13 protein-coding genes are annotated in these 13,768 nt (G+C 59.3%); 5 read left to right on the top strand and 8 right to left on the bottom strand.

The features are described from left to right. Position 1: 1 nt before the first annotated feature. The 3 genes from phoB to NH344_RS06800 form a co-directional block, all read right to left on the bottom strand. Positions 2–691, bottom strand: coding sequence for a phosphate regulon transcriptional regulator PhoB (gene phoB / locus NH344_RS06810; protein ID WP_054640735.1), 690 nt, complete (start codon positions 689–691; stop codon positions 2–4). Between the two features lie 109 nt (positions 692–800). Then, the gene (gene ubiA / locus NH344_RS06805; RefSeq protein WP_044629340.1) at positions 801–1,691 is read right to left on the bottom strand and encodes a 4-hydroxybenzoate octaprenyltransferase; all 891 of its coding nucleotides are present in this window, start codon (positions 1,689–1,691) and stop codon (positions 801–803) included. Positions 1,692–1,729: 38 nt separating this feature from the next. Further along, a complete protein-coding gene (locus tag NH344_RS06800) occupies positions 1,730–2,302 on the bottom strand; it encodes a chorismate lyase (RefSeq protein ID WP_253027672.1) in 573 nt (190 codons plus the stop codon). 87 nt (positions 2,303–2,389) lie between these two features. Here NH344_RS06800 and NH344_RS06795 point away from each other — a divergent pair, with 87 nt between their 5' ends. From NH344_RS06795 to yccS, 4 genes are all read left to right on the top strand, one after another. Then, positions 2,390–3,586, top strand: coding sequence for an FAD-dependent oxidoreductase (locus tag NH344_RS06795; protein WP_044629339.1), 1,197 nt, complete (start codon positions 2,390–2,392; stop codon positions 3,584–3,586). Between the two features lie 95 nt (positions 3,587–3,681). Continuing rightward, positions 3,682–3,954, top strand: a complete 273-nt coding sequence (locus NH344_RS06790; RefSeq protein ID WP_018918476.1) for an HU family DNA-binding protein — start codon at positions 3,682–3,684, stop codon at positions 3,952–3,954. Next, positions 3,954–4,310, top strand: coding sequence for a hypothetical protein (locus NH344_RS06785; RefSeq protein ID WP_044629301.1), 357 nt, complete (start codon positions 3,954–3,956; stop codon positions 4,308–4,310). The genes NH344_RS06790 and NH344_RS06785 overlap by 1 nt, the downstream gene beginning before the upstream one ends. Before the next feature lie 137 nt (positions 4,311–4,447). Then, positions 4,448–6,655, top strand: a complete 2,208-nt coding sequence (gene yccS, locus NH344_RS06780; RefSeq protein ID WP_253027671.1) for a YccS family putative transporter — start codon at positions 4,448–4,450, stop codon at positions 6,653–6,655. A 27-nt stretch (positions 6,656–6,682) separates the two neighbouring features. Here yccS and recG read toward each other — a convergent pair whose 3' ends face one another. Together recG and NH344_RS06770 are read right to left on the bottom strand one after the other, a co-directional pair. Continuing rightward, the gene (recG, locus tag NH344_RS06775) at positions 6,683–8,761 is read right to left on the bottom strand and encodes an ATP-dependent DNA helicase RecG (protein WP_253027670.1); all 2,079 of its coding nucleotides are present in this window, start codon (positions 8,759–8,761) and stop codon (positions 6,683–6,685) included. Beyond that, entirely contained in the window at positions 8,758–9,687 is a 930-nt protein-coding gene (locus NH344_RS06770; RefSeq protein WP_089675568.1) for a hydrogen peroxide-inducible genes activator, read from the bottom strand. Before NH344_RS06770 ends, recG begins: the two co-directional genes overlap by 4 nt. A gap of 149 nt (positions 9,688–9,836) precedes the next feature. Between NH344_RS06770 and NH344_RS06765 the strand changes: the two genes are divergently transcribed. Beyond that, the gene (locus NH344_RS06765) at positions 9,837–10,718 is read left to right on the top strand and encodes an SDR family oxidoreductase (protein ID WP_230834427.1); all 882 of its coding nucleotides are present in this window, start codon (positions 9,837–9,839) and stop codon (positions 10,716–10,718) included. A gap of 91 nt (positions 10,719–10,809) precedes the next feature. Here the strand turns inward: NH344_RS06765 and NH344_RS06760 are convergent, their stop codons facing one another. The 3 genes from NH344_RS06760 to rpoZ all read right to left on the bottom strand — a co-directional run bounded on the left by NH344_RS06760 (position 10,810) and on the right by rpoZ (position 13,712). Next, positions 10,810–11,199 (bottom strand): RidA family protein, encoded by a 390-nt coding sequence (locus NH344_RS06760; RefSeq protein WP_044629297.1) that lies wholly within the window; start codon positions 11,197–11,199, stop codon positions 10,810–10,812. A gap of 93 nt (positions 11,200–11,292) precedes the next feature. Then, the gene (locus NH344_RS06755) at positions 11,293–13,425 is read right to left on the bottom strand and encodes a RelA/SpoT family protein (protein ID WP_044629296.1); all 2,133 of its coding nucleotides are present in this window, start codon (positions 13,423–13,425) and stop codon (positions 11,293–11,295) included. A gap of 26 nt (positions 13,426–13,451) precedes the next feature. Continuing rightward, positions 13,452–13,712 (bottom strand): DNA-directed RNA polymerase subunit omega, encoded by a 261-nt coding sequence (rpoZ, locus tag NH344_RS06750; RefSeq protein ID WP_044629295.1) that lies wholly within the window; start codon positions 13,710–13,712, stop codon positions 13,452–13,454. Positions 13,713–13,768 lie beyond the last annotated feature (56 nt).

Genomic DNA, 13,768 nt, shown 5'->3' with positions numbered 1-13,768 from the left:
ATTACACCCGAGCAGAGAAACGATACCCAGTGCCACGCACTGTTTGAATCAGATTCTGATGCGCTTCACCTAGCGCTTTGCGCAACCGGCGAATATGCACATCCACCGTGCGCTCTTCTACATACACATTGCCGCCCCACACCTGATCAAGTAGCTGGCTACGGGTATAGGCGCGCTCTTGGTGAGTCATAAAGAATTGCAGTAAGCGGTACTCGGTAGGGCCCATCTCCAGCGCTTTGCCATGGGCGCTGACGCGATGGCTCACTGGGTCCAGTAGCAATCCATTGATTTCGATGGGGTCTTCCACACCGCGCGGGGTCGCCCGGCGTAGCACGGCTTTAAGACGAGCCACCAACTCGCGGGGGGAAAACGGCTTGGTGATGTAGTCATCCGCCCCCGCCTCCAGGCCCTGAATTTTATTATCCTCTTCGCCTTTGGCGGTCAGCATAATAATTGGCAGCTCAGCGGTGGCCTCTTCGCGCTTGAGACGACGGGCCAGCTCGATGCCGCTGGTGCCCGGCATCATCCAGTCCAGCAGCAGCAGGTCGGGCTGGTGGTCAACGACCATCGCATGGGCATCCTGGGCGTTGTCCGCTTCAAGCACGCGATAGTCAGCCATTTCCAGCGCCACAGCGATCATCTCGCGAATGGGTGCCTCGTCATCGACAATCAGTACGGTCTTGGCGGTCATCCAGGGCCTCACGGTGTTCTATGAAAACTCGTTTATACAAAACAGTTCAATGACATGTCTGTGACGATGACACCATGACTTAATGACAATTCTATGACACCCAGCATAATTAGCCAGCTGCAGGCCACCAGCTCAGAACAATTCCGGCAAACACCAAGAGCCCTGACCAGTGGTTATTCAGAAACGCCTGGAAGCAGCGGTCGCGGTCACAGTGAAAAATTAACCGCTGCTGATGAGCAAACGTCGCTGCCATGCCTACCAAGCCCAGCCAGAAAAAACCGCCTAACTCAACCCGCAACCCCACCCAGGTAAGCAACGCCAGCGTAGCAAGCTGCAGCAGGCCAATGATGAAACGGTCGGCGCTGCCAAACAGCACCGCGGTGGATTTAATGCCGATTTTCAGATCATCGTCACGATCCACCATGGCGTATTGGGTATCGTAAGCCACCGTCCACAGCAGGTTAGCGCTAAATAGCAGCCAGCCTTCCAGCGGCACATGCCCCAGTACCGCGCCAAACGCCATCGGGATCGCCCAGGAGAAAGCCGCCCCGAGCACCACCTGAGGAAAGTGTGTGTAGCGTTTCATAAACGGATAAATAAATGCCAGCAGCACACCCCCAAGCGAGAGCAGCACGGTAAACCAGTTGGTCAGCAGCACTAAAATAAAGGCGGCAGCCACCAGCGCCACAAATAGCAGCTGCGCTTCGGTTTCGCTGATCCGACCGGTGGCCAGTGGCCGCTGCTTGGTACGCTTTACATGGCCATCGAAGTGGCGGTCGGCGTAGTCGTTCACCACGCAGCCTGCGGCGCGCATCACATATACCCCGGCAATAAAAATCAGCAGTACATCGCGGCCTGGCACGCCCTCTGACGCGACCCACAGCGCCCACAGCGTTGGCCACATCAGCAGCCAAGTGCCAATGGGCCGGTCCAAGCGCATTAACTGTAAGAAATCTGCCAAACGGGCCCACCCGGTCGGGCGCAACAGAGAACGGTCCATGCTCATGCTTACCTCGTCAAAAAAGCTGCTGCGTTAGCCTAGCGCGACGGAAGGCCCAGCGCATCCGCCATGGTAGATAAAAAATACTCCTGAACCAGTAACGAAAGCCCACCATGTTCAAAGACAGAGCGCCGCCCCCATAAGCTATTGGCCGATAGCCCCGGCTGCTGGTGGGTAAAACGTGGCGGCGTCGCCGTGGCTTCCAGCGGCCCACGAACCAAGTCGGGCTGCTGAAATAGCCAACTGCCTAACGAGCGTTCGCCCAACTTCCCTAACCCTTTTCCCTGTAGCTGGTGAAGCGGGGCCACCGAACGCGCTACCACCCACGGCGTTTCATCAACACACAGCGCCACCTCGCGCAGCCACGCGTAGCGGCGTGGCGCGATGCTTAGGGCCAAGGCTTCATCGCGCTGGGGCAGGCCAATGGTTTGGCGCAGCAAGCGCACCCGAAACGTTCCCGGCTCGCCTGCTGCCATGAGGCGCGCGGTTAAGGAATCCGTGGACGCTACCCACTGCCACCAAGGCGCACTCATGGCTGGCTGAGCGGCTGCCACGGGCAGCCACTGAGGGAAGAGCGAAAACGCAGGTGTGGATAACACAGGGGCGGTCACCTAAGCCTCCAAGGCGGTCAATTCAGAGCGGGCTAGTGTAACATGGTGGCTTTACAGGCTTTTGTTCCTCTGACGTTTGGTGACGGTATGCCCGACTCACACACGACATCTTCCAGAACACCTCACCACCACGCCGCGCTGGTGATTGTGGGCACCGGCATGGCAGGCGTTGGCCTCGCTCGCGCGCTGCGACGCCAAGGGGATACGCGCACAATCACGCTGGTCAGCGCTGACAGCGGTGATGATTACAGCAAACCGCTGCTGTCGACAGGCTTCGCCAAGCGCTTGAGCCCTGACAAGCTCGCCCAGCGCAGCGCTGAAGCGCTCGCCGATGAATTAAACGCACAGATCGTTACCCACACCCTCGTCACGCAACTGGATGTGGATAACCACGTACTGCAACTCAGCAGCGGAGCAACGCTTGGCTACGATGAGCTAGTGCTCGCCACCGGCGCGGCCCCTCGCACGCCGTTTCGCATACCGAGCGAGCTGGCCGAGCGCTGTTTTACCGTCAACGACTTGGATGACTACCGCCGCCTACACGGAGCACTCAACCAGCCTACTCGCGTCGCGATTATTGGCGCCGGATTAGTCGGCTGTGAATTCGCCAACGACCTACACGCAGGTGGGCACCAAGTCACTGTGATTGCACCAGAGAGCGCCCCTTTGCCGCGCCTACTCCCTGAGCGGCTGGGTAGCGCACTGGCCGATACGTTTCAAGAGGCTGGTATTCGTTTAGCGCTTGGACGCACCTTAGAGACATTATCCCAAGATGCAGACAACGCTTTGACGCTGCAACTCGACAATGGCGAGCGCCATACGGTAGATATCATCCTATTCGCGACCGGTTTGGCACCTCGCACGCAGCTTGCTGAAGCGGCAGGGCTGAGTGTTAGCCCCAGCGGCATTCAGGTTGACCGGCAGCTACGCACCAACCAGCCGCATATTTATGCGTTGGGCGATGCCGCGTGTATTGATGGGGTGAACGCCATGTATGTGCAGCCGCTGCAAGCAAGCGTCAAAGCCCTGGCAGCTACCCTTGGCGGCACCCCAACGTCTGTTAGCTTCGGCGCTTGGCCAGTCGTGGTGAAAACCCCGCTGCTACCCGTGGTGGCCTACCCTCCCACTCAGCCCCCAGAGCGCTGGCGGATTGAGGGCGACGGCAATGATTTCACCGCGTTAGCGGAAAATAAAGACGGACGTTTGATTGGTTTTGCGTTGACAGGCGGCTGCGTGAGAAGGAAAGTGGAGCTTTCCAGAGCTGCCCCAGGCCTGCTAGGCTGATTTTCGCCGCATCCACGACTAGGCTAAAGAAGCGCTGCCTGCTGGGTAGGCTACCAACAACATTGATGTTTGTTTTCCACAAGGGAGATTCCTTTATGCGCAAACCTGAACTCGCTGCAGCCATCGCTGAAAGTGCTGACCTTTCCAAAGACAAAGCTGGCCAAGTCCTCAATGTCATCCTGGACGAAATCACCAACAGCGTTGCTAAAGGTGAAGATGTAGCGCTGATCGGTTTTGGTACGTTTACCGTTCGCGAGCGCGCTGCCCGTACCGGTAAAAACCCGCAAACCGGCGCTCCACTGCAGATCCCGGCCAGCAAAAACGTCGCGTTTAAGCCAGGCAAAGCGCTCAAGGACGCCGTTTCCTAATGAAGCTTTCGCTGACGCTGTGGCTACTGGGCTTTATGCTCAAGCGAGCCCTGCGCCGCAAGCCGCGCTTTCGTGAGCAGCTTGAACGCATGCGCGGCCTCGACTGGGGTGTCGCTACGGAAGACTTAAGCACCGCCCGCTACTACCGGATGGCGCCTAACGGCATCACCACCGGCAAGGGGTTGCCCGTCGATCTAGACCTTGAGCTGCGCTTTCGCGACCAAGACGCGGCGCTGCGTATTCTCAAGAAGCCTACCCAGCAGGCGTTTCTGGACGGCATGGTGGCAGGAGACGTCCGCCTCGTCGGCGACTCCTCCGATATGAACAAGCTGCAAAAATTGTTGAAGTATTTGTAGCGCCATACGCCCAGCCGCAGGCAACCTGCTCCCCGCAGCCAAACGCTGCGGGGTTTTTCGTTAACGGCACACCATAGCCACGTACCGGCACACTATTTATACTAAAGTCTAACAACAGCAAACTCACAAGAGCCTCTATGCCTCTGACCCATTCCCTGCGCCGCCTTTGGACCCTAGATAAGTTCGCCTACAGCCTGCGGGTGTTTATCGCCTTCAGCGGGGCGCTGCTGTTTAGCGGGCTGGCGGGGGATGTGGCGCTGGTGATTCCGCTGTTTCTGGGCATTATTGCCAGCGCTCTCTCAGAGACCGACGATAGCTGGCAAGGGCGTTTGCAGGCGTTGGTGGTCACGCTGCTCTGCTTTGCCTCGGCGTCGTTCGTGGTGCAGTGGCTGTTTCCGTGGCCGTGGCTATTTGCGGTGGGTTTGGCGGTGTCCACCTTTACGCTGATCATGCTGGGGGCGATTGGCCAGCGTTACGCAACCATTGCCTCCGGAACGCTCATTCTTTCGATCTACTCCATGATCAATATTGAACAGCACGGCGGTGTGGATGAGGACGTCGCCTCCCGCCAGCTGCTGCTGTTGGCCGGTGCCGCCTGGTACGGAGCGATTTCGGTGGTGTGGTGCGCGCTGTTCTCCCGCCAGCCGGTGAAACAGAGCATGGCACGGGTGTACAAAGCCCTGGGTGAGTTCTTGATTTTGAAATCGGCGCTGTTTGAGCCGGTACGGGGCGTTGATGTAGAGGCCCGCCGCGTGGCGCTCGCTCGCCAGAACGGCAAGGTAGTGGATGCTCTTAACCAAGCAAAAGAGATGATCTTTCGCCGCCTGGAAGGCCAGCGCGGCAGCCGTAAGCTCAACCGCTACCTGAAAATTTACTTTATCGCTCAAGATATCCACGAGCGGGCAAGCTCCACCCACTACCCTTACAGCGCACTTACTGACGCCTTTTTTCATCACGACGTACTGTTTCGCTGCCAGCGGCTGCTGGACCAGCAGGGCCGTGCCTGCCGCCAGCTAGCCAAGTCGCTGCTGCTCAACCGCCCTTTCAGTCACGAGCAGAGCGAACAGGCGCTGGCCGACCTACGCGCTTCGATTGATAATCTTAGCGAGCGCGGCAAGCCCGAGTGGCGGCCGCTGATACGCCCGTTGAATGCGTTAGCGGACAACCTCTCCACGCTAGAAGCGCAGATTGCCAGCGTCCACAACCCGGACACCGGCAGCGAACGCCGGGATAGCGCGCTTTATGACCGCTCGCCCTCTAGCCTGCTGGAAGCCTGGAAACGGGTGCGGTTGAACTTCACGCTGGGTTCGCCCACCTTTCGCCACGCGGTGCGCTTAACCACCGCGCTGGTGGTGGGTTACGGGCTGTTGCAGTGGCTCGACCCACAGCAGGGCTTTTGGATTTTGCTGACCACGCTGTTCGTATGTCGACCTAACTTCGCCACCACCCGGCGCTTTCTCTCCCAGCGGATTCTGGGCACGGTGCTTGGGCTGATTGCAGGCTGGGCGTCTATCAGCCTGTTCCCCCAGCCACTTATCCAGAGCATGATTGCAGTGGCGGCAGGCGTATCGTTTTTTGCCAATCGGGAAAAGCACTATGTGGTTGCCACCGCCTCTATCACGCTGCTGGTGCTGTGCAGCTTTAACCAAGTGGGCGATGGCTTTGACCTGATCTGGCCGCGGCTGTTTGACACCTTGATTGGCTCGCTGATTGCGGGGCTGGCGGTGTTTTTTATTCTGCCGGATTGGCAAGGCCGCCGCCTGTACCGCGAAGCGGCCAAGGTGCTCACCAACCACCGCCGCTATTTGGACGAAATCGTTCACCAGTATGAAGAGGGCAAGCAGGACGATCTGGCTTACCGCTTAGCACGGCGTAACGCCCATAACGCGGATGCGGCGCTCTCGACCCTGCTTACCAACATGCTCCACGAGCCGGGGCACTATCGTAAGCAGGATGCTGATAACGGGCTGCGCTTTTTGGTACTTTCCAACACGCTGTTAAGCCACCTCTCCGCGCTGGGTGCCCACCGCCATCGGCTGGCAGAAGATGAGGACGATGCCGCTTTTGTGTCGCTTGCCAAGCGGATTAGTGCCCTGTTAGAGCAACTGGCCGAGCAGCTGGATAAACGCCTACCCGTGGAGCCGCTGACCGCGCCTGCCAACGAGCTGCTGAGTCAGTTAGAGGAGCAAAGCGGCGCAGCGGAAGAGAAGGCCGTCACGCTCTATCGCCCCATCCAAAGCCAGCTGCGCCTAATTGCCAGCCAGCTTGGCCCGCTGAGCGATGCCGCCAACCGCTTAACAAGCCCCAGCGCCGAAAAGCTCCACGAGCCTAACGCAGCGGTTTAGCACCGCGCGCATACCCATGCCCTGCCGCTACACCTGCCCGTAGCGGCCTGCCGCTTCACCCAGCCAGCGGCGCACCAGCACGGCCGTCACGTCGGCATTGCCCTGCAGCGCCTTGGCCAGGGCGGTCACCCGCTCTAGCTGGTCGGCATCGCGCTCTAAATCCGCGATTTTCATTTGGGCGAGGCCGGTTTGGCGAGTGCCAAGCACTTCGCCGGGGCCACGAATTTCCAAATCTTTTTCAGCAATGCGGAAGCCGTCGGTGGTTTCCCGCATCACGCCGAGCCGTTCCCGGGAGCTTTTGGAGAGCGGCGGGTGATAAAGCAGCACGCAGAAGCTTTCGGTGCTGCCGCGTCCTACCCGCCCACGCAGCTGGTGAAGCTGGGAAAGCCCTAAGCGCTCCGGGTTTTCGATGATCATCAGGCTGGCGTTGGGCACGTCGACTCCCACCTCAATCACCGTGGTGGCCACCAGTAGATCCAGCTCGCCGCTCTTGAAGGCGTCCATCACCTCGGCCTTTTCCGCAGCTTTCATGCGCCCATGAATCAGCCCAACGGCTAATTCCGGCAGCGCTTGGGTCAGCTCATCACGCGTTACCTCGGCGGCCTGACATTGGAGCACCTCGGATTCCTCAATCAGCGTGCACACCCAATACGCTTGGCGACCGTCACTGCAGGCGTTGCGGATGCGCTCGACCACCTCGGGGCGACGCTCGTCCGACACCACCACGGTTTTCACCGGCGTGCGCCCTGGCGGCAGCTCGTCGATCACCGACACATCCAGATCCGCGTAGGCGCTCATGGCCAGCGTGCGGGGAATCGGCGTGGCGGTCATGATCAGCTGATGGGGGGTTAACCCACCCGCTTCGCCCTTTTCACGCAGGGCGAGGCGTTGGTGAACGCCAAAGCGGTGCTGCTCATCGATAATCGCCAGCCCCAGGCACTGGAAGTGCACATCACCTTGAAACAGCGCGTGGGTGCCCACCACCATGCGCGCTCGGCCATCGGCAATGGCGGCTTTGGCATCCAGCCGGGCCTTGCCCTTTAGCTTGCCCGCCAGCCACGCGACTTCGATGCCCAGCGGCTCAAACCATGCCTTGAACGAACGATAGTGCTGCTCAGCGAGGATTTCCGTCGGTGCCATCATGGCCGCTTGGCAATTGCCCGCCAGCGCCGATAGCGCCGCCATGGCGGCCACCACGGTTTTTCCGGAGCCCACATCCCCCTGCACCAGCCGCAGCATGGGTGCAGGGCGTGCTAGGTCGAGGGCGATCTCTTCCAGCACCCGACGCTGGGCACCGGTGAGCGCAAACGGTAGCTGCGCCAGAAAGCGCGTTTGCAGGCTACGCCCGGAGGGCAGCTCTGGCGCGCCGTCTGCCTGAATACGCAGGCGCACTTCCCGCAGGCTAAGCTGATGGGCCAGCAGCTCTTCCAAGGCGAGCCGCCGCGTGGCGGGATGAAGGCCGTGGGCAAGCTGCTCTAAATCTACGTCTGGCGGCGGCTGGTGCAGTAGCTGCAAGCTGGCGTGTAGCCCCGGCAGTTGGAAGCGCTGACGCAGCGCATCGGGAATCACATCGGGCAGCGTTTCGGGGGCTTGCTCTAGCAGGCGCAACGCTTGCTGGGTCAGCGCTCGCAGACGGGTTTGGTGAAGCCCCTCGGTGGTGGGATAAATCGGCGTGTAGTACTCCTCGACCGGCGTTTCGCTACCGCCGCTAAGCCGATACTCGGGATGATAAATCTCCAGCCCCGTGGCGCCCGCCCGCGCTTCGCCAAACGCCCGAACGATGACGCCGGGGCGAAGCTGCTGCTGTTGGGCTGGCGAGAAGTGAAAAAACCGCAGGCTTAAAATGCCGCTACCGTCGCGCAGGCGAATCAGCAGGCTGCGCCGCCGCCCCTTAACGATATCGCAGGCAGTGACTTCGCCCTCTACTACCGCTTCATGGCCTGCTCGCAGCAGGCCAATGGGGGTAAGTCGCGTGCGGTCTTGGTAACGCAGCGGCAAGTGGAACAACAGGTCGCTGATGCGTTCCACGCCGAGCCGGGCGAGCTTAATCGCCAGCGCTTCCCCCACGCCCTTCAGCGCCGTGACCGGTGCAGACAGCTCACTCATGAGGGAGCATTCTTCTTATGCACCGGCTGCTGGCACTGGCTAATCGCCTTGGCCAAGGCATCAATGGCCTTGGGCCGTGGGAAGCTGGCCCGCCAGGCAATCGCCACGGTGCGTGAAGGGGCGGGGGCCACAAACGGGCGGCTGACCAGCATGGAATTTTCGTACTGGTCGGTGCCAAGTGCCGACTGAGGCAGCACGGTAATCCCCAGCTTAGAGGCCACCATATGGCGAATGGTCTCAAGCGAGCCGCCTTCGGCAATCAGGGTATTATTGGGGCTGTTGAGCTTTTGGGTAATCGCCGGGCAGGCTTCCAAAATTTGATCGCGGAAGCAGTGCCCTTCCCCTAATAGCAGCAGCCGCTCTTCTAATAAGTCTTCTTTATGGATCGCCTCGCGCTCGACCCACGGGTGGCTGGCGGGCATTAACACTTCAAAGTGCTCGTCGTAGATCGGCTTGGTGACCACGTCGGTTTCAGTAAACGGTAGCGCAACGATAATCACGTCTAGCTCGCCGCTGCGCAGCTTGGCCCGCAGCGTGCCGGTCATGCCCTCTTCAATATAGAGCGGCATTTGCGGCGCGGCGTTGGCCAGCGCGGGCACCAGGTGCGGGAACAGGTAAGGCCCGATGGTGTAAATCGCACCAATGCGCAGCGGGTTCGCTAGCTGGTCTTTGCCGGCACTGGCCAACTCATAAATCAGCCCGCTCTGCTCCAGCACACGCTGGGCCTGGGCGACGATTTTTTCGCCCAGAGGGGTGACTTGCACCGTGGATTTAGAGCGTTCAAACAGGGGAATTTCCAGCTCATCTTCGAGCTTTTTCACTGCGACTGAGAGCGTCGGTTGAGAAACATGGCAGCGTTCAGCGGCGCGGCCAAAGTGGCGCTCCTGGGCAAGGGTTACGATGTAGCGAAGTTCTGTTAAAGTCATAGCGGTGCCAGTGGCATCCTCTCGTTGCAGCTCGTGACTAGTAATGGTGTTAGCGAGACGGAAAAGGACAGACAAGCCTTATTGAAGATGGCACATCTCATAGGGACTTTGTATCTGATAGGGAATATTAATCAAGAGGGGTGAGCAAGTTGAAGCTAACGATACTGATTATCGGCTGTGGAGACATCGGCGTCACGCTTGGACAAGAGCTGCTGGACGAGGGGCATCGGGTGATTGGCGTGCGCCGCCAAGCCAAGGCATTAGAGCATACCGGCATTGAGCCGTTAGCCCTTGATCTCAGCACCTTGGAAGGGGCCGACGCCAGCGCACTGCCCCAAGCCGACTACGTGATTTACACCGTCAGCGCAGACCGCTTTGAAGAGAGTGCTTACCAGAGCGCCTACCCAGATGGTCTCAAGCGCGTTCTCAGCGTCATGGAACAGCACGAGAAGCCTCCGCGCCGCATCTTCTTTGTCTCCTCTACTAGCGTCTATGGTCAGCAAGAGGGCGAAGTCGTTAACGAAGAGAGCCCCACGGAATCCACCAGCTTCTCCGGCAACCTGATGCGCGAGGCGGAACAGGCGCTGCTCAACCATCCGCTGCCGGGTACGGTGGTGCGTTTTTCCGGCATTTATGGCCCGGGGCGTGACCGTTTGATTCACCAGGTTGCGGAGGGCCGTATTGCCGCCGTGACACCGGTGATCTACTCCAACCGCATCCATCGGGACGACTGCACCGGCATTCTGGCGCACCTGATCCGCTGCCAGGAGAGCGGCACACCGCTGGCCGACCTTTATCTCGGTAGCGACTGCGAACCGGTGACCCTGCACAACGTGATGGCGTGGTTGGCCAAACAGTTGAAGGTGGAGTCCACCGACACCATGCAGTCGCCGCTGCGCCGTCGTGCCAGCAAGCGTTGCGACAACCGCCGTATTCTCGAAACCGGCTACACCTTCCGCTATCCGACCTACAAAGAGGGCTATGCCCAGGTGTTGAAAGAGGGCGGTTTTTTAGAGTTGCAAAAAGCCTAGCGCCCTAGCCGCGAGTCGATTAGAACGCTAGAAAAGGCAAAGAGCGAGCCTCATCGGCTCGCTCTTTTTGTATGCGTCGGTGTCACGCCGTTTAGTCGCCGATCACCATTACGGCTTCGGCTTCTACCTGGCTGCCTTTAGGCAGCGCTTTAACACCCACCGCCGCACGCGCCGGGAACGGCGTGGAAAAGAACTCTTCCATCACCTTGTTGACGATCGCAAAGTTGTCCAAGTCGACCAGGTAGAGGTTGAGCTTGACGATATCGCCCAGCGAGCCTGCGGCTTCTTCACACACGGCCTGTAGGTTGGTGAACACCTGACGCGCCTGGGCTTCGAAATCATCAGAGACAATTTCCATGGTTTCCGGATTAAGCGGGATCTGACCCGACAGGTAAACCGTGTTGCCCGCTTTGACAGCCTGGGAGTACGGGCCGATGGCGGCAGGGGCTTTTTCTGTGTTGATAACCGCTTTATTGCTCATGGGGTGTCATGCTCCTGTATTAATGAAACGTTGATTATTATCACCATGGCCTACGCTGCCAGCTTGAAAAGCCAGCGCTAGGCGCATAAGCGTTTAGTTTGCAGTACGGGTAATTTTGCCAACGTTGGGCAGGTTGCGAATGCGTTTAATAATACGGGCGAGGTGTACCCGTCCTTTCACCGACAGCGTGAGATTGACGGTGGAAAGCCGAGCATCGCGCTCCTCAATGCCGATACGTTCGATATTGGCATCGGCATCGGTCACTAGGCCTGCCAGTTCAGCAACAAGGCCACGGCGGCTTTCAATTTCGATGCGCAGCGCCACAGGGAAGTCCTCATCAATATGCTCGGACCACTCCAGGGCAAACAGCTTTTCAGGATCGTTTTTACGGTCAGCGAGGTTTTTACACTCGCTACGGTGTACCACCAGCCCTTTACCGACCGACAGATGCCCTACCACCGGGTCGCCGGGTAACGGGTGGCAGCAGCGGGCAAAGTTAAGCACCATGCCTTCGCTTCCGCTAATCACCACAGCCTTATCGCTATTGTCGGAAAGCGTCTTATCAAAGCTATCGCCATGCGCAACATCGACCAAACGGCGGGCCACTACGTGGGCCATGCGGTTGCCTAACCCCAACGATTCGAGCAAGGCGTCCAGCGACGACACATCCAACTCTTTGAACGCCTGTTCGAAGACACTCTCGTCGAGCTCTTCCAGGCTCGTTTCGAACGATGCCAGCGCCTTGTTGAGCAGTCGACGGCCCAGCATCACCGCCTCCGCCTGCTGCTGATGCTTCAACGCATGGCGAATGGCGGAGCGCGCCTTGGCAGTGGTGACGAAATTCAGCCACGCTAGGTTCGGCCGCGCACCGGGGGCGGTGATAATCTCCAGCGTCTGGCCGCTTTCCAGCCTCGTGGAGAGCGGCGCGAGGTGGCGATCGATGCGGCAGGCGATGCAGTTATTGCCGATATCGGTGTGTACGCTGTAGGCGAAGTCGATCACCGTGGCGCCCTGGGGCAGCTCCATGATGTCGCCTTTTGGGGTGAACACGTAGACATCGTCGGGGAACAGGTCGTTTTTGACGTGTTCGATAAACTCCAACGAATCCCCCGCGTGGCGCTGCATCTCCAGCAGCCCTTTCACCCAGGCACGGGCGCGGGCATGGCTGCCTTCAGCAATCGGATGCGCCGTCTGCCCGGCTTTGTAGAGCCAGTGCGCGGCAATTCCGTTATTGGCCATGGCTTCCATTTCACGGGTGCGGATTTGCACCTCGATGGGCATGCCGCGCTGGCCAAACAGCGTGGTGTGCAGACTTTGGTAACCATTCGCCTTGGGAATCGCGATGTAGTCTTTAAAGCGCCCCGGTACCGGCTTATAGAGGTTATGCACGACGCCAAGGATGCGATAACAGCTGGCCACGTCTTCGGTGATAATGCGAAAACCGAAGACATCCATAATCTCGGCAAACGGCTTGCGCTGGTCGCGCATCTTTTTATAAATCGAGAGCAGATGTTTTTGGCGGCCAATCACCGTGCCTTTTAGGCCTTCGTCGTCCAGGCTCTGCTGCAGCGAGGCCTGGATTTCCCGCATGGCGCTGCGGCGATTGCCCCGCGCGCTGGCCACCGCGCGTTTGATACGCTCGGCCCGCATGGGGTGAATCGCCTGGAACGAGAGGTCTTCCAGCTCCACACGAATGGTGTTGATCCCCAGTCGCCCTGCAATACGGGCGTAGATTTCTAACGTTTCACGGGCAATGCGGCGTTTTTTATCGGGCCGCAGTGCGCCCAAGGTGCGCATGTTGTGCAGCCGGTCGGCCAGCTTGACGATGATGACGCGGATGTCCCGCGACATTGCCAACACCATCTTTTGAAAATTCTCCGCCTGAGCGACGGCTTTATCTTCAAAAGTGATTTGGGTCAGCTTGGAGACGCCATCTACCAACTCAGCCACAGGCTTGCCAAACTGCGCCGCCAGGGCTTTTTTAGAGACGCCGGTGTCTTCAATCACATCATGCAGCATGGCGGCCATCAGGCTCTGATGGTCCATGTGCATGTTAGCGAGAATATTAGCGACCGCCAGCGGATGGGTGACGTACGGCTCGCCAGAGCGGCGGCGCTGGCCATCGTGGGCCTGCTCAGCGTAGTAGAAGGCGCGCTTGACCTGCTGGATCTCATCCGGGGGTAAGTAGCCGCCGAGTCGGTCAGCTAGGTCATCAATGGTGAACATGTACCGCGCCTCTAATCGGTGCTAGCTTAATCGTCGATTTGAGCGCTAGGCGTCATAGCAGGACGCGCACGCACAGGAGCTTCAACTGGCTCGTCCAAAACGGTGTGGTCGACCAGGCCAGCGGCGATTTCACGCAACGCCATCACGGTCGGCTTGTCGTTTTCCCAGGGCAGCAGTGCATCGCGGGAGCCGCGGGCCAGCTGGCGAGCACGATGGGTGGAAATCATCACCAGTTTGAAGCGGTTTTCTACATTTTCCAGACAATCTTCAACGGTTACGCGAGCCATGGGGCCTTCCTGTAATGACGACGCCGGGCCGGCGTTGTTGAACAACGTCGCCGACC

Source organism: Halomonas sp. Ps84H-12 (assembly GCF_024124725.1).
Lineage (GTDB): Bacteria > Pseudomonadota > Gammaproteobacteria > Pseudomonadales > Halomonadaceae > Vreelandella > Vreelandella aquamarina.
Note: the sequence above shows the minus strand (reverse complement) of the source record. Positions and strands in the feature narration are given on the sequence as shown.

What these genes read in the sequence shown, in the direction of transcription:
- NH344_RS06795 (WP_044629339.1), top strand. Translation starts at nt 2,390, where the DNA reads ATGCCCGACTCACACACGACATCTTCCAGAACACCTCACCACCACGCC.
- ubiA (WP_044629340.1), bottom strand. Translation starts at nt 1,691, where the DNA reads ATGGACCGTTCTCTGTTGCGCCCGACCGGGTGGGCCCGTTTGGCAGAT.
- NH344_RS06760 (WP_044629297.1), bottom strand. Translation starts at nt 11,199, where the DNA reads ATGAGCAATAAAGCGGTTATCAACACAGAAAAAGCCCCTGCCGCCATC.
- phoB (WP_054640735.1), bottom strand. Translation starts at nt 691, where the DNA reads ATGACCGCCAAGACCGTACTGATTGTCGATGACGAGGCACCCATTCGC.
- NH344_RS06755 (WP_044629296.1), bottom strand. Translation starts at nt 13,425, where the DNA reads ATGTTCACCATTGATGACCTAGCTGACCGACTCGGCGGCTACTTACCC.
- recG (WP_253027670.1), bottom strand. Translation starts at nt 8,761, where the DNA reads ATGAGTGAGCTGTCTGCACCGGTCACGGCGCTGAAGGGCGTGGGGGAA.
- NH344_RS06790 (WP_018918476.1), top strand. Translation starts at nt 3,682, where the DNA reads ATGCGCAAACCTGAACTCGCTGCAGCCATCGCTGAAAGTGCTGACCTT.
- NH344_RS06785 (WP_044629301.1), top strand. Translation starts at nt 3,954, where the DNA reads ATGAAGCTTTCGCTGACGCTGTGGCTACTGGGCTTTATGCTCAAGCGA.
- rpoZ (WP_044629295.1), bottom strand. Translation starts at nt 13,712, where the DNA reads ATGGCTCGCGTAACCGTTGAAGATTGTCTGGAAAATGTAGAAAACCGC.
- yccS (WP_253027671.1), top strand. Translation starts at nt 4,448, where the DNA reads ATGCCTCTGACCCATTCCCTGCGCCGCCTTTGGACCCTAGATAAGTTC.
- NH344_RS06770 (WP_089675568.1), bottom strand. Translation starts at nt 9,687, where the DNA reads ATGACTTTAACAGAACTTCGCTACATCGTAACCCTTGCCCAGGAGCGC.